General features: G+C 64.6%; 15 protein-coding genes. 5 read left to right on the top strand and 10 right to left on the bottom strand.

Features of this window, described 5'->3' with window-relative positions; genetic code table 11:
- Window positions 1–4 precede the first annotated feature (4 nt).
- The 6 genes from FHW92_RS05340 to FHW92_RS05365 all read right to left on the bottom strand — a co-directional run bounded on the left by FHW92_RS05340 (window position 5) and on the right by FHW92_RS05365 (window position 6,330).
- Window positions 5–976 (bottom strand): type II secretion system F family protein, encoded by a 972-nt coding sequence (locus FHW92_RS05340; protein ID WP_168602238.1) that lies wholly within the window; start codon window positions 974–976, stop codon window positions 5–7.
- Window position 977: 1 nt separating this feature from the next.
- Window positions 978–2,264, bottom strand: a complete 1,287-nt coding sequence (locus FHW92_RS05345) for a pilus assembly protein CpaE (protein WP_168602239.1) — start codon at window positions 2,262–2,264, stop codon at window positions 978–980.
- 3 nt (window positions 2,265–2,267) lie between these two features.
- A complete protein-coding gene (locus FHW92_RS05350) occupies window positions 2,268–2,930 on the bottom strand; it encodes a CpaD family pilus assembly lipoprotein (protein ID WP_168602240.1) in 663 nt (220 codons plus the stop codon).
- 14 nt (window positions 2,931–2,944) lie between these two features.
- Window positions 2,945–4,642: a type II and III secretion system protein family protein gene (locus tag FHW92_RS05355; protein ID WP_172249348.1), complete on the bottom strand. Its 1,698-nt coding sequence runs from the start codon at window positions 4,640–4,642 to the stop codon at window positions 2,945–2,947.
- 16 nt (window positions 4,643–4,658) lie between these two features.
- Window positions 4,659–5,771, bottom strand: a complete 1,113-nt coding sequence (gene cpaB / locus FHW92_RS05360) for a Flp pilus assembly protein CpaB (protein ID WP_168602241.1) — start codon at window positions 5,769–5,771, stop codon at window positions 4,659–4,661.
- Window positions 5,772–5,841: 70 nt separating this feature from the next.
- Entirely contained in the window at window positions 5,842–6,330 is a 489-nt protein-coding gene (locus FHW92_RS05365; protein ID WP_168602242.1) for a prepilin peptidase, read from the bottom strand.
- Between the two features lie 135 nt (window positions 6,331–6,465).
- Here FHW92_RS05365 and FHW92_RS05370 point away from each other — a divergent pair, with 135 nt between their 5' ends.
- Both FHW92_RS05370 and FHW92_RS05375 read left to right on the top strand, forming a co-directional pair.
- A complete protein-coding gene (locus tag FHW92_RS05370) occupies window positions 6,466–7,419 on the top strand; it encodes an alpha/beta hydrolase (protein ID WP_168602243.1) in 954 nt (317 codons plus the stop codon).
- A gap of 17 nt (window positions 7,420–7,436) precedes the next feature.
- Window positions 7,437–8,525, top strand: a complete 1,089-nt coding sequence (locus FHW92_RS05375) for an FAD-dependent oxidoreductase (RefSeq protein ID WP_168602244.1) — start codon at window positions 7,437–7,439, stop codon at window positions 8,523–8,525.
- A 91-nt stretch (window positions 8,526–8,616) separates the two neighbouring features.
- Here FHW92_RS05375 and FHW92_RS05380 read toward each other — a convergent pair whose 3' ends face one another.
- The 4 genes from FHW92_RS05380 to FHW92_RS05395 all read right to left on the bottom strand — a co-directional run bounded on the left by FHW92_RS05380 (window position 8,617) and on the right by FHW92_RS05395 (window position 11,339).
- Window positions 8,617–9,048 carry a hypothetical protein gene (locus tag FHW92_RS05380; protein ID WP_168602245.1) on the bottom strand — a complete coding sequence of 144 codons (432 nt, stop codon included), beginning with the start codon at window positions 9,046–9,048 and terminating at the stop codon, window positions 8,617–8,619.
- A 126-nt stretch (window positions 9,049–9,174) separates the two neighbouring features.
- The gene (locus FHW92_RS05385; RefSeq protein ID WP_168602246.1) at window positions 9,175–9,837 is read right to left on the bottom strand and encodes a heme exporter protein CcmB; all 663 of its coding nucleotides are present in this window, start codon (window positions 9,835–9,837) and stop codon (window positions 9,175–9,177) included.
- Window positions 9,834–10,436, bottom strand: a complete 603-nt coding sequence (gene ccmA, locus FHW92_RS05390; protein ID WP_168602247.1) for a heme ABC exporter ATP-binding protein CcmA — start codon at window positions 10,434–10,436, stop codon at window positions 9,834–9,836. The genes FHW92_RS05385 and ccmA overlap by 4 nt, the downstream gene beginning before the upstream one ends.
- Window positions 10,437–10,721: 285 nt before the next feature.
- The gene (locus FHW92_RS05395; protein WP_168602248.1) at window positions 10,722–11,339 is read right to left on the bottom strand and encodes a DNA-3-methyladenine glycosylase 2 family protein; all 618 of its coding nucleotides are present in this window, start codon (window positions 11,337–11,339) and stop codon (window positions 10,722–10,724) included.
- Between the two features lie 143 nt (window positions 11,340–11,482).
- Here FHW92_RS05395 and FHW92_RS05400 point away from each other — a divergent pair, with 143 nt between their 5' ends.
- From FHW92_RS05400 to FHW92_RS05410, 3 genes are all read left to right on the top strand, one after another.
- On the top strand, window positions 11,483–11,800 hold the full coding sequence (locus tag FHW92_RS05400; protein ID WP_168602249.1) for a 2Fe-2S iron-sulfur cluster-binding protein: 318 nt from the start codon (window positions 11,483–11,485) through the stop codon (window positions 11,798–11,800).
- A gap of 108 nt (window positions 11,801–11,908) precedes the next feature.
- Window positions 11,909–12,916, top strand: a complete 1,008-nt coding sequence (locus FHW92_RS05405; RefSeq protein ID WP_168602250.1) for a cysteine synthase A — start codon at window positions 11,909–11,911, stop codon at window positions 12,914–12,916.
- A gap of 18 nt (window positions 12,917–12,934) precedes the next feature.
- Window positions 12,935–13,252, top strand: a complete 318-nt coding sequence (locus FHW92_RS05410) for a hypothetical protein (RefSeq protein ID WP_168602153.1) — start codon at window positions 12,935–12,937, stop codon at window positions 13,250–13,252.
- Window positions 13,253–13,692: the final 440 nt, after the last annotated feature.

A 13,692-nucleotide genomic window follows, 5' to 3' on the forward strand; every position in this document is an offset into this window, starting at 1 on the left:
CCCCTCAGATCTCGAAGCTGACCATTTTGGCCATGATGAACACGCCGATGCCCATCCATGTCAGCCCGCCAAGCCCGGTGATGATCAGGCGGTCATCGGAGAAAAACCCGGCCAGATATTGCGGATTGACCCAATTGATCATCAGAAACACCATGAAAGGCAGCGAACCGACGATATAGGCCGAGGCTTTCGATTCCGAACTCATCGCCCGGATCTTCAGCTTCATCTGGGCGCGCTTGCGCAGAACATCGGCCAGATTGCCCAGCGTTTCGGCCAGATTGCCGCCCGTTTCGCGCTGGATGGCGATGGTGATGCAAAAGAAGTTGAATTCGGCCATGTTGAGCCGGTCGGCGGTGTCCTGCAGCGCTTCGTCCATGCCGCGCCCGATTTTGATGCGTTCGGTCACCAGCTTGAATTCCTGACCCACGGGGCCGGGCACTTCGGCCGAGACAATGCCCAGCGTTTCCGTGACGGGCAGGCCGGAACGCAGGCCGCGCACCAGCAATTCGATGGCATCGGGAAACTTGGCGGTGAAATCATCGTAACGCTTACGGATCAGATAGCCCACCACCATATGCGGCACGCCCGCCCCCACCAGCAGCCCCACCATCAGCGCGAGCATCAGCGAGCCGGTCTTGAGCCAGAGCAGCAGCGATACCACCGCCATCAGCCCGCCCGAGGCCTGAAGATATTGCTGGACGGTCCAGGTCTTGCCCGCGCGGTGCAGGCGCAACGCCAGCATTTCAAGCTGGGAACGCGGGCTGCCATCATTGCTGATCATCGGGCGGCGCTGGGCCAGCGCGCGGCGCATCTGCGCCTCGACCTTGTCGGTCGCGCTTTCGGAATGGCGGAAACGCACCGATTGCAGCCGGCGCGCGCCCTCCTTGGCCGGCGAAGGCCCGCCAAAGGCCAGCGCCAGCAGCATCAGCAAGCCGCCTGCGCCAAAAGTGATCAGCAGGATCTGGACCGTGTCCATATCAGCGCGCCTTTTCTTTCGCCCCGTCCTTCTTGCCGCCCAGCAGGGCCATCAGATCGATCTTGCCCAGCAGCGATTTGCGCTCGGGTTGGGCCGCGCCTTCCTTGGCCTCGGTCGCAACCAGCGATTTGACCGCCATCGCCAGATCGCGCAGCGCCGCGCCCGCCTTGGTGGCGCGGTTGGCCTCGGCAAAGGTCTGGCCCAGCTTGGCGCAATGCACGGCGGCTTTGACGTCAAAGGGGATGGTCACGTTGATCTTGCGTTCGATCGAGGCTTCGAAATCGGCGCGGCTGATTTCGGCGATGCCCGCCTGAACGCGGTTGGCCACCACCATCACCTGCGCGTGCGAGGCATTGGCGCGCAGCCACGAAAGAATGCGGATCGCATCGCGCGCGCCCGCCAGCGTCAGTTCCGTCACCAGCAGCACGACATTCACGTCCGCCAGCAGATGCGGGAAATTGATCAGCATGTTGCGTGGCAGGTCGATGACCGTGTGTTCAAAGGCGTGGCGGAATTCCTCCTCCAGCCGGACGAAGGCCGAACCATCGGTCAGCAGCGGATGGCTGATCGGCGCCTCGGCCGAGAGCAGCGAGAGATGTTCGCCCGCCCGGATCATCGCGCGTTCGATGAACAATCCGTCGATGCGGCTGGGGTTTTCGATGGCGTCGGTCAGGCCGCGGCCCGGCTCCAGATCGAGGCTGAGCGCGCCGGTGCCGAAATGGATGTCCAGATCGAGCAGGGCGGTGGGCTGCTTGTGGTCGGTGGAAAACAGCCATGCGATCGAACTGGCCACGGTCGAGGCGCCGACGCCGCCGCGCGTGCCGATGACGGCGGTGCTCAGATGCGGCGTGTCCGAACCGGCCTCGCTGGCGCGCGGGGCATTGAGCATGTTCTGAGCCTGCACCAGCGCGTCGCGCATCAGACCCGAGGAGAGGGGCTTGAGCAGGTAATCGTGGATGCCGCTGCCCAGCAGGTCGCGGTAGAGGCGCACGTCATTGACCTGGCCGATGGCGATCACCACCGTGCCGGGTTCGCACACTTCGGCCAGCGCGTTGATATCGCCCAGCGGGTCGCCGCTTTCCGACAGATCGACCACCAGAATGGCGGGCGAGGAGGAGACCGAAAGCGCCTGAACCGCGCTGCGCAGGCCCCCGCGCGTGCATTTTTCCGGCGCCCAGCCGAAATCGGCGGCCAAGGGGCGCATCACATCCAGCGTCGCTTCGTCGCAGACATAGGCGGCGAAACTGTCGCGGTTTTGCGCCGCTCCGGGTTTCCATGGTGCGTTCATGGCTTAATTGCTCCCCCCGGTGCCGACTTTCTTGACCGTGGTGCCGCCATCGCCCGAAGGCTTGGCCGCGCGATAGGCGTCGATGGCCTTGTTGCTGGTCATGACCACGGTCTGGCCCTTGCCCCGCGCGCCCGCCAGCAGGTGATCGGGATCGGCCACCATCGCGGCCAGATTGCCGTTCACCGCGCAGCCGAAATTATGGCTGGTGCCATTGTTGAAATTGCTCTCGCTGTTGTCGGCCCAGTTGGGGCAATTGGGCACGCTGGCCACCGCGCGCGTCACCACGATGCGCGCCATGCCCGCATTCACGCTGCCTTCGCCCACGGGCACCTCGCGGCTGATCTGCAGCCCGCGCCGGGCCGCAAGATCGGAAAGCGCGGCCAGCGTCGCCTCGCTCTTGAGCGGATCATCGATCGCCACCCGGTCGCCATAGCGCAGGCCCAGCGCATCGAACCAGCCCGACACCCGCTGCGCCTCGGCGCGCGAGAGGCCGCCCGGCCCGGTGATGACATCAAGGGCAAAACTGTTGTGGCTGACTACGGGCTGGTTGACGCTGGAGAGCATCCGGTTTTCCGCCACGCCGCCGCATCCGCCCAGCAGCAGCGAGAGGCCCAGTGCGGCCCCGGCCATGATACGCCCGGAAAGTGGAGAAGTCATCCTGTTCATCGCTGCTTCTCCTCTCAATTCAGGCTGAAGCCGGGTTGGGTTGCTTCACCGGCCATGGCGCGCTTCCCGGCCTTGGGTTCCTCGCTCCTGCGTTCCTCGGCGGCGCCCACCTTTTTGGGCGGGGTGCCGTCGGTTTCGGCGGGCTTGAGGCTCGGCTTGGGGCGGTCCACGCCGCTCCTGCCGTCGCTCAGCATGTTGGCGGCCACCTGCTGAATGTCATTGGCGGTCTGCATGCCGTCGGTGGGCAGCTTGATGTCGCCGTCATTGACCGGCTTGACCAGATAGGGGGTGATCACGATCACCAGTTCGGTCTCGCCCTTGATAAAGCTGGTGGATTTGAACAAGGCGCCCAGGATCGGCAGATCGCCCGCGCCGGGCATCTTCTGGATGGTGTTGCTGGCCTTGTTCTGCAGCAGGCCGCCGATCATCATGCTCTGACCCGAACCCAGCTCGACCGAGGTTTCGGTGCGGCGGGTGGAAAGCGCGGGGATCGAATAGCCGTTGAGCGTGACCGCGCCCTGGCTCGACAGTTCGGAAACCTCGGGGCGCACGCGCATGCTGATCCGGCCGTCGGACAGGACGGTGGGGGTAAAGCTCAGGCTGACGCCATATTTCTTGTATTCGATCGAGACGGTGCCAAGGCCCGAGGAGATGGGGATCGGAAATTCGCCGCCCGCCAGAAACTCGCCCGTTTCGCCCGACAGGGCGGTCATGTTGGGCTGGGCCAGCGTGGTGACCAGACCGATCTGTTCGCCCGCATCCAGCGTGCCCAGAATGTTCATGCCCAGCAGCGTGCCCGCCCCGGCCAATGTGGTGGCGGTGGAAAGCGCGGCAATCGAGGTGCCATCCTTGGTGGCGCCGGTCGAATCGGTATAGGTGGTCTTGCCTCCCACGCCCATCGGCGCACCCGGAACATAGGTGGAGGCCGCCGAACGGCCCTGCGAAATGCCGAACTGGAACCCGTTGCTCGCATTGGCGATGCTGGTCAGGTTGACGCCCAGCTGCTTGGCCAGCGAGCGCGAGACTTCGGCGATGCGGACCTGAAGGTTGACCTGAAGCGGGGTGGCCGTCTTCAGGCGGGTGATGACATTGGCTTCCTTGCCCAGAAAGGCGGTGACAAGGCGCTGGGCCTCGGCGGCATCCTCGGGCGCGCCCACGGTGCCGGTCAGCAGATAGGTGCCCGCGCTCAGCGTCGCCACATTGATATGCGATTCGGGCATGGCGACCCTGAGCATCTGGTCGACGCTGTCGATGTTGCTGGCCACGCGCACATTGGTGGACCAGATCACCTGACCCGCCGCATTGCTGGCATAGATCGTGGTTTCACCCGCGCCCCGGCCATAGACATAGAGCTGGTTGTTCGATTTGACCTGAACGTCGGCGATCTTGTCATCGGCGACAAAGACATCCTTCATCGCAGAGGGCAGATTGACCAGTTGCCCGCGCCCAAGCGCCACCGCCATCGCCGCCGAAGGGCCGCTGATCGCCACGGGCGCATAGGCGCGCATGGTTTCCCGGCTGGGGCCTTTGGCGGGGGCCATCACCGGCCTTGCGGCGGTTTTGGCCTTGGTCGCTATCTTGGCTCCGGGTTTTTTGGCGACATGGGCCGGACCAGCGCTAAGCGCGGCGGGCGCAAGGCCGGTCAGACAGGCCGAGGCCAGCGCCAGAGCGGCCAGAGGACCGGACAGTGGAAGGGTGAGGCGGTGTTGCATTGTATGGCCTCTCATCTCAAGGTTGGGCCAGAGGGCCGGCTGCGCCGCCGCCAAAGGCATTGCCCGCTGCGCCCATGCCATTGGCTATCGCCTGAACCGGCTGGCCATTGGCGCCCATGGAAACGTTCTGAGTGTCGCGCCCGCGGATCACGCGCACGCCGTTGCTGCTGGCGCGCGCCATCATCGGCGCGCCCATCGAGGGGGCGCCCGCCGCCGCCATCACCGGGCCGCTGGGGGGCAGGGTGCGCTTTTGAAAGTGCGAAACTTCGGCGCCCGTGGTCATCGATTCGCCGCCCGATCCGCCGCCAAAGGCCGAGGAGCGCGAGGCGCTGGCCAGCAGGCGGCTTTCATCGGCCTTGCCGGCGCCTTCGGGCAGTTTCACCGCGCCATTGGCGATCGCGCGGTCCAGATCGCCCTGATTGTCGGCCAGGCTGCGCAGCGTCAGGCTGAGCGCGCCCACGGCCTGGGCCACCTCGATCTTTTCGGCGATCTTGGGCGTGACCTCCAGCGTGACCGTGTGGAACGTGCGCACCACGGTCTTGCCCTCGTTGGTCTGGTTTTCGGTCGACTGGTCGGTGGCCAGCACGCGCAGATTGCGCAGTACGGTTTCCGTCACGTTAAGCGATTGCGCGTCGCCGCCATTGCCGCGAATGGTCTGGGTGAGCATGACATCCACCCGGTCGCCCGGAAAGATGAAGCCCGCCACGCCCGACTTTTCCGAGACGGTGATGGTGATCGCGCGCATCCCCGCGCCCAGCGCGGCGGCCAGGAAGCCCCGGTCGCCCGGCGCCACCAGCGCGCCCTGCGTCAGCGGCTGGCCCGCGGTGATCGGATAGCGCACGACGGTGCCGATCAGCTTGTTCATGTCGATCTTGCCGTCGACGAAATAGGCTTCCTTCATCAGATTGCCGGGCCAATCCTGAAAATTGACCGCGTCGGCCGTGATGATCGTGCCAGGGGGCAGCGCGCGCTGGGCCACCAGCACCTTGGGGCCGGTGGGCGCCACGGGCAGGGCCGCCTGAACGACAGGGGCAACATTGCCGCCCGACAACATGCTGCGGGCAGCGAGCGCTGTGCCGATCGCGATGACCATCGCGCCAATCAACAGCATCAGCCTTCGTCTATCCATCGCTGAACAAGCCCCTTACGCCCTAACCGCAATACGACCGGAAATATCCGATAGATTGGTTAACATTCGATCACCCCGCCAGAACGGTTCCGGCGGCCGGAAATAAATAGCCCGAAGCAATCACCCACAGCCCGCCAAGGGCTATCGCGATGCCATAGGGGATGGATGGTTTGCGCGGATGCCGCCGCGCCACATGCCACGCGGCCAGCGCCACCGTGAGCACGCCCCCCGACACCGCCATCACCATCAGCAACTGGGCAAACCACACAGGCTTGATCCACAGCGCCAGCGCCACCAGCAGCTTGACATCGCCCCCGCCCATCGCGCCGATCGCAAACAATCCGGCCAGCACCACAAAGGCCCCCGCCGCCAGCGCCAGTTGCCAGCCGATCTCGGCCAGCCCCATATGGCTGGCCCACCAGAACAGCGGGGCGGCCAGGGCGATCCCGGCATTGAGCCAGTTGTCGATCTGGCGGCGGCGGATGTCGGTATAGGCCGCCACCAGCAGCGCGATTGCCAAGGCGATCAGCAAACCGTAGGAAAAGGAAGAACCAAGCATGCGGACCTCTGGCTGGATCAGGGTTCCGCTTTAGTGGTGATGACTTACCAAACAGTAACCAACGCAAGGCGCGCAAATGGTGGATGCGGGCGCAATCGGGGGGCTGGCGGGCGGCAAGGCGTAAAAGAGGTGCTAATGGAACTTCCCGAGGGCGGCGTTGAACAATTCTGGATGGCGCCGGATGGCTGGCCGATCCGCCGAATCGATCTTGCCCCCCGCCATCATGTTCGCGGCAGCCTGCTGTTCATGCCCGGGCGGGGCGATTTCTATGAAAAATACCTCGAGTCGCTGGAGGAATGGCGCGATGCCGGATGGCATGTGACCAGCCTTGACTGGCGCGGTCAGGCCGGGTCGGGGCGGCTGGGGATGGATGACTCTACCGGGCACGTTGATGATTTTTCGGTGTGGATCGAGGATCTGGCCGCGTTCTGGGCGCAGTGGCGGGTCGAGCAGGCGGGGCCGGTGGCGCTGATCGGCCATTCGATGGGCGGGCATCTGGCTCTGCGCGCGCTGGCACAGGGGCGGGTTGATCCTGACGCACTGGTGCTCTCGGCGCCGATGCTGGGGTTTGCGGCGGGCGGGGCGCCGTTCTGGTCGCAAAAGGCGCTGGGCTGGGCGATGCTCAAACTGGGCGATGCGCGGCGTCCGGCGTGGAGCGGCGGGGAAAAACCGGCCAGCTCGCTTCATGCGCGCAAAGGGCTGCTGACCCATGACGCGCGGCGCTATCAGCAGGAGATGGACTGGCGCGCGGCGCGGCCCGAACTGGCGATGGGCCCGGCCAGTTGGGGCTGGATGGCGGCCGGATTGCGCTCGATGGAGACGTTCATGGCGCCCGGCGTGCTGGAACGGGTCGAGACGCCGGTGCTGATTCTCTCGACCGCCGCCGACGGGCTGGTGTGTCACCGGGCCAATCTGAAGGCGGCACAGCGCCTGCCCCATGGCGAGATCATGAGCTTTGGCCCCGAGGCCGCCCATGAGATCCTGCGCGAGGTGGACGCGGTGCGCACCCCCGCCATGGCGCGGATCGAGGCTTTTCTGCGCGAGCATGTGGCGTTGCCCATCAGGTCGGACTTGACCCGCGCGCTCTGAGCGGCTTGGGTCGGGGGATGAGCCAGAGGTTTGATATAGCAATCGTGGGCGCCGGGATGGCGGGCGCCTCGCTGGGCGCGCAATTGCTGGCGCGCGGCGCGGGGTCTGTGGTCATGCTGGAGGGCGAGGACCGCCCCGGATACCATTCCACCGGGCGCAGCGCGGCCTTCTGGCAGGAAACCTATGGCGGGCCGCAGGTTCAGCCTTTGACGCTGGCCTCCGGGCCGGTGCTGGAGGAACTGGGCTTTCTGCATCCGCGCGGCGGGCTGCATCTGGCGCGGGCGCAGGATTTGCCCGAACTGCATGCTTTTGCGCAGGAGTTTACCGGCGTTGGCGTCGATCTGCCGACGCTGGACCGCGCCGCGATGGAGGCGCAGGTGCCGGGCCTCGACCCGCAATGGGTGGCCGGATTGGCCGAGCCGTCATGCCGCGACATTGACGTGGCGGGGCTGCACCAGCATTACCTTTCGGCCTTTCGGCGCGGCGGGGGCGAGGTGTGGACGCGGGCGCGGTTGACCGAGGCGCGGCGGGGGGATGATTGGGCGCTGCGCCTTGAGGACGGGCGCGAGATCCGCGCCGGGGTGCTGGTGAACGCGGCGGGCGCATGGGCCGATGAGGTGGCCGTGATGGCCGGAGCAAGGCCCGTGGGCATCCAGCCTTTAAGGCGCACCATGGCGCAAATCCGCGTTTCCCCGGAGGCGCAGGGCGACATGCCGCTGGTGATGGATATGGCGGGCACCTTCTATTTCAAACCCGAGGGCGGTCGGCTCTGGCTGACCCCTCACGATGAAACCCCCGTGCCGCCCTGCGATGTCGCGCCCGAGGAAATCGACGTGGCCGTGGCCATCGATCGGTTTGAAGGCGTGGTGGGCTGGCGCGTCGAGGCGGTCGAGCATCGCTGGGCGGGGTTGCGCAGTTTCGCGCCGGATCGGTTGCCGGTCTATGGCTGGGATAGCTCGGTGCCGGGCTTCTTCTGGTGCGCGGGGCAGGGGGGCTTTGGCATCCAGACGGCCCCTGCGGCGTCGGAGATGGCGGCGCGGTTGCTGTTGGGGCAGGAGGCAGGCGAGGTCGATCCGGGGGTGTTTGGGCCTTCGAGGTTTGTTTAGAGGGGTTTAGGTGCCTCCGGCGGGCAAAGGGCGGGGGCCCTTTGCAATCCCGATAATGGGGTGGCGCGAGGATGGCAGCGGGGTGTAGGCTTTATGAGAAAATATTGTTAAAAACTATCTCTGAAACAGAAATTTTGTCAAATTTTTCGACACCTTTTTTCTTCCATAAATAAGATTTTTCGATAAATTCCTTTTTACAATAATTGGCAAAGCTGGTTTTATTGTAATTCAGGAATAAATTGGCTGGGATGGCCAGTGAGACTCCTAGGTTGTACATTTGCTTCCTATTGGTCGTATCCAATTGCCAGGGCACCAAGCTTTCCATCCTTCTGCAATATGCTCTGTCCTTCTCGATGTCGTCAAACATGCTGAGCAGGCATATAGTAATGGCGCAAATGGAACAGTTGTCGTCAACTTCGACCTTGCCTTTCAATTTTTCTTCGGCATGGCTAATGTCGCTCTGAATGACTTTTAAATATTCATCCCAAAGAGCGGTTGTAAAAAATACATCGATATTCTTCATGGGGCGATTAACTTTTGCCGTTTCGACTGATGATCGAGGTTCTTCTCACCGCCGTTGATCGACAGTGCAATATGAAAAGTAACGGGATTGCAAAGGACTGTCGCCCTTTGCCCGCCGGAGGCAAAATTATCGCCCCGCCCGCAACGCCGCTGCGCCCGCAAAAGGCGTCAACGCCACCAGCACTAAACTCGCCGCGCCCGCCAGCGCCAGACCGCTTTCGCCGCCGATGGCGAGCGCGCCTGCGCCGAAGATGAGGATGGGTACGCACAGGGGGATGAAGAGGAGGCCCGCCAGCGCGGCGCCGCCTTTGAGGCCTGCGGTGATGGTGGCAACGGCAACGCCTACGGCGGCAAGGCCGGGGGTTCCGGCGAGGAGGCCGAGTTCGACCAGCACTATGGTGCGTCCGTCGAGGCCCAAAAGCGCGGCGGCGGGCAGCGTGGCCAGCATGAGCGGCGGGGCGAAGGAGAGCCAGTGGGCGAGGAGGCGCAGGGCGATGATGACTTCTTCGGAGATGCCGCGCAGCGCCCATTGCTCGAACAGGCCCGCCTCGCGGTCGGGTTCGATCAGGCGGTCGAGGGGCAGGATCGCGGCCAGCAGCGCGGCCAGCCAGATCACCCCTCCGCCCACGCGAGCGAGGAGTTTGGGGTCCGGCCCGACGGCGAAGGGGAAGATGATGGCCACCGCCAGGAAGAACAGGATGGGCAGCATGATGCCGCCTCCGCCCCCGCTGCCCAGCAAAAGCAGGCGCAGGTCGCGGCGCAGGATGGCGAGGAGTGCGGCGCCCTTCACAGCGCGTACCCGGCAAGGTCGAGGCGGGTGAGGGCGGGGATGCCCAGCGGCTGGTGCGAGGCGATGATGCAGGCGCCTCCGCCCGCGCAGTGGCGCTCGATCATGCGCTCGACCATCGCGCAGGCGGCGACATCAAGGCCGTTCAACGGCTCGTCCAGCAGCCAGTTGGGCGCGTTCTGGCCGATCAGGCGGGCAAGGGCGGCGCGCTTTTTCTGGCCGGTGGACAGGTAACGCACCGGAACATCGAGCAGATTGGCCAGACCCAGCCCCTTGATCGCTTCATCGGGCACCGGCCCATCGACCCGCGCCCAAAACGCCAGCGCCGCGCCCAAAGGCTGACCCAGGTCAAGGCCGTGGCGCTCGTCCATCAGGGCCAGCGGGCCGTCCCACGCAATCGTGCCGGTGGTGCCGCTGACCGGATCGGGGCTGGGCGGCAGCAGGCCCGCGAGCATTCGCATCAAGCTGGATTTGCCCAAGCCGTTGGGGCCCAGAATATGGAGCGCCTGCCCCCGCGCCAAATTCAGCGAAAGGCCCGAAAACAGCCAGCGGTCGCCGCGGCGGCAGCACAGGTCAGTGGCGGTGAGGGCGTTGGATGGCATGATGGGGTGGCGATAGGGAAAAGTGGGGGGGCTGCCAAGAAGAAGGTTTTGCCTCCGGCGGGCAAAGGGCGGGGGCCCTTTGCAATCCCGTTATGGGGTGGCGTCAGGTTGGCTGGGGTGTGTGGGGGATGAAAGCCTGCGGCGCGGGGAGGGTACCCGGTTTGGCGCCGCAGGCTTTAAAATTCCAAACGGTGCGTCCGACACAAAACGCCGAACCCCGCGCGCAGCATATACAGTAATGGGAGCGCGAGGGACGAGTCCCTCGCATCCATCTTCCTAATCCTCTCACAACGCCGCATTATTATAGCAATGCCACGTAAAGATCGCCGCCGCCCCTCGATGCGGCCGCCATTCTTCGGCCAGCACGCGCGTTTGCTTCTCGCTGGGCCGCTCCGGCAATCCCAGCAGTTTGCCCAACCCGATCTGCACGGCAAGATCGCCGGCGGGCCAGATGTCAGGCCGCCCTTCGGCAAACAACAGATAGATTTCGGCGGACCAGCGGCCGATGCCCTTGATGCGGGTGAGGAGGGCGATGGCTTCCTCGTCATCGGCGGGCAGGGCGGTGAAATCGAGTTCGCCCGCCAGCACCAGTTCGCACAGGGATCGCGCATAGCCTTGCTTCTGGCGCGAGAGGCCGCAGGCGCGCAAAGTGTCGAAATCGGCGGCCAGCAGCGCGGCGGGGTCGGCCTCCTCGCCCACGACGCCCACCATTTTGGCCCACATGGACGAGGCGGCGGCCACCGAAACCTGTTGGCCCACGATGGTGCGCAGCATGGTGGCATGGCCGCGCGCGCGGATGCGGGGCTCGGGATAGCCCACCCGGCCCAGCGCCTGCGTGATGCCCGGTGTGGTTTGGGCGATGCTATTCAGCCCCATTTCAATTGCTTGCGCCGAAAGTCCCATTTGTGCCCGTTTCGTGAATGGAAATGACAAAATTTTGCGCAATTCGGCCAGTTGCCAAACCGGCGGCTTGCCGATAGCAGCCGTGGCCAAGCGCCGGTTGCGCTGCGCTTCATATAACTGCGCATCATACAGAGGGATTTGATATGCCGAAGCTGGTGATCGTCAATACTGCGGGTGAAGAAAAGGAAGTTGAGGCCCAGACCGGCCGCACCGTGATGGAAGTGATTCGCGATGCGGGTTTTGACGATCTGCTGGCGCTGTGCGGGGGCTGCTGCTCCTGTGCGACGTGTCATGTGCATGTCGATCCGGCCTTTGCCGACAAGCTGCCCGCGATCAGCGCCGATGAAGACGACCTGCTCGACAGCAGCGACCACCGCGACGGCAATTCGCGCCTGTCGTGCCAGTTGCCCGTGACCGACGCCATCGACGGCATGCGCGTGACGATTGCCGAGGCGGACTGATCTTTTAGGCGCGCGCCGGGTTTCGCGCGCGGGCCTAAAAGCCTGACTTTAGGGGTGCCTTGCGCAAATGCGTTGCGCGTTGCGTAAGGCACCCCTACCTAGGGCGCCATGACGAAAGCGCCCGTTTATCAAAACACCCTCGATCTGATTGGCAACACCCCGATGGTCCTTCTGAAAGGGCCAAGCGAGGCGGCAGGTTGCGAGATCTGGGGCAAGTGCGAATTTGCCAATCCGGGGCAGAGCGTGAAGGATCGCGCCGCCCTGTGGATCATCCGCGATGCGGAACGCTCGGGCGCGTTGAAGCCGGGCGGCACGATTGTCGAAGGCACGGCGGGCAATACGGGCATCGGCATAGCGCTGGTGGCCAATGCGCTGGGCTATAGGACGATCATCGTCATGCCCGAAACCCAGAGCCGCGAGAAGATGGACACTTTGCGCGCGCTGCGGGCTGAACTGGTGCTGGTGCCGGCCGCGCCTTTCAGCAATCCGGGCCATTTCGTGCATACATCGCGCCGTCTGGCCGAGGAGACGGAAGGGGCGATCTGGGCCAACCAGTTCGACAACACCGCCAACCGCAAGGCCCATATCGAATCGACCGCGCCCGAAATCTGGGCGCAGATGGAAGGGCGGCTCGACGGCTTCACCTGCGCTGCGGGCACGGGCGGCACGCTGGCGGGCGTCGGTCTGGGGCTGAAGGCGTTTGATGAAAACATCACCATCGCGCTGACCGATCCTTATGGCGCGGCTCTGTACAATTACTATGCCCATGGCGAGCTGAAGGCGGAAGGCAGCAGCGTGGCCGAGGGCATCGGGCAGGGGCGGATCACCGCCAATCTGGACGGGGCGCCCATCGACACGCAATTCCGCATGTCCGATCCCGAAGGCCTCGAATGGGTCCGCCGCCTGCTGGCCGAGGAAGGTCTGGCACTGGGTCTGTCGAGCGGGATCAATGTCGCGGGCGCGGTGGCGTTGGGGCGGCAATTGGTGGCGCAGGGCAAGAAGGACGTGCGCGTGGCCACGATCCTGTGCGATACCGGGCTGCGCTATCTCTCGACGCTCTATAACAAGGCATGGCTGGAGGCGAAGGGGCTGCCGGTCTTTCCTTGGCTGGCGTGATGGAGTAGGATCGCCGCGATGACGGAGACTTCCAGCCCCAGCGATCCGGCCACCTCGGAATTTGAGCGCACCCCGCGCGAAATCCGCGCGCAGATGGTGCAGCGCCTGCAGGTGGGCCTGTTCGGCCTGTCGCTGATGCTGCTGCTGGTGGGGCTGGCCAATATCATCATGGACAATGCGCGGCGCAACGATGCCGCCGCCGCCAGCGCGCAGGCCAGCACCAGCGCAGGGGGGACCAGCGATCCGCTGGCCGATATCGGTGTCATTCCCTCGCCCGATGCGGGCAAGACGCAAGCGGGCGCATCGCCCCGCGTGACACCCGCCGCGCCGCATTGATCGGGCGCGCCGCGCCGGGAGTTTGATCGGCCTTTTGCCTGCGCGCGATGGAGGGCGCGGGAAAGCCTGCCACCTGCGGGAAAGCCTGCCACTTGAGGGAAACGGCGCGACGGGTGGGAAAACCTGCCCCGCGCGGGAATTTATGCCACCGGGGCGGCGCTCCGGCGCAGCAATCGGTCAAAGCAGCGGGAATCGTGGCGGATTTGCGAATCCCGATAGGCGGGAATCGGCGGGAAAGGTGTTTTCACGGCCCCGATCGCATCCGGGAAATTACGGAATTGACCTCGATTCATAGAGGGTATGGTAATGTTTTGGTAATAAATGGGCCTTGGCGGCATTTAATCAAAAATCTGAAAAATAAGGATATTTTCATTCTTTTCCACAAAGTGGCAGATTTTCCCGTAAAGTCCCTTTCCCGCCCGCAAACTCCGCGATAGAAC

Source organism: Novosphingobium sp. SG707, assembly GCF_012275515.1.
Lineage (GTDB): Bacteria > Pseudomonadota > Alphaproteobacteria > Sphingomonadales > Sphingomonadaceae > Novosphingobium.

Coding starts and splice junctions, on each gene's coding strand:
- FHW92_RS05340 (WP_168602238.1), bottom strand. CDS start 976: ATGGACACGGTCCAGATCCTGCTGATCACTTTTGGCGCAGGCGGCTTG.
- FHW92_RS05345 (WP_168602239.1), bottom strand. CDS start 2,264: ATGAACGCACCATGGAAACCCGGAGCGGCGCAAAACCGCGACAGTTTC.
- FHW92_RS05350 (WP_168602240.1), bottom strand. CDS start 2,930: ATGAACAGGATGACTTCTCCACTTTCCGGGCGTATCATGGCCGGGGCC.
- FHW92_RS05355 (WP_172249348.1), bottom strand. CDS start 4,642: ATGCAACACCGCCTCACCCTTCCACTGTCCGGTCCTCTGGCCGCTCTG.
- cpaB (WP_168602241.1), bottom strand. CDS start 5,771: ATGGATAGACGAAGGCTGATGCTGTTGATTGGCGCGATGGTCATCGCG.
- FHW92_RS05365 (WP_168602242.1), bottom strand. CDS start 6,330: ATGCTTGGTTCTTCCTTTTCCTACGGTTTGCTGATCGCCTTGGCAATC.
- FHW92_RS05370 (WP_168602243.1), top strand. CDS start 6,466: ATGGAACTTCCCGAGGGCGGCGTTGAACAATTCTGGATGGCGCCGGAT.
- FHW92_RS05375 (WP_168602244.1), top strand. CDS start 7,437: ATGAGCCAGAGGTTTGATATAGCAATCGTGGGCGCCGGGATGGCGGGC.
- FHW92_RS05380 (WP_168602245.1), bottom strand. CDS start 9,048: ATGAAGAATATCGATGTATTTTTTACAACCGCTCTTTGGGATGAATAT.
- ccmA (WP_168602247.1), bottom strand. CDS start 10,436: ATGCCATCCAACGCCCTCACCGCCACTGACCTGTGCTGCCGCCGCGGC.
- FHW92_RS05395 (WP_168602248.1), bottom strand. CDS start 11,339: ATGGGACTTTCGGCGCAAGCAATTGAAATGGGGCTGAATAGCATCGCC.
- FHW92_RS05400 (WP_168602249.1), top strand. CDS start 11,483: ATGCCGAAGCTGGTGATCGTCAATACTGCGGGTGAAGAAAAGGAAGTT.
- FHW92_RS05405 (WP_168602250.1), top strand. CDS start 11,909: ATGACGAAAGCGCCCGTTTATCAAAACACCCTCGATCTGATTGGCAAC.
- FHW92_RS05410 (WP_168602153.1), top strand. CDS start 12,935: ATGACGGAGACTTCCAGCCCCAGCGATCCGGCCACCTCGGAATTTGAG.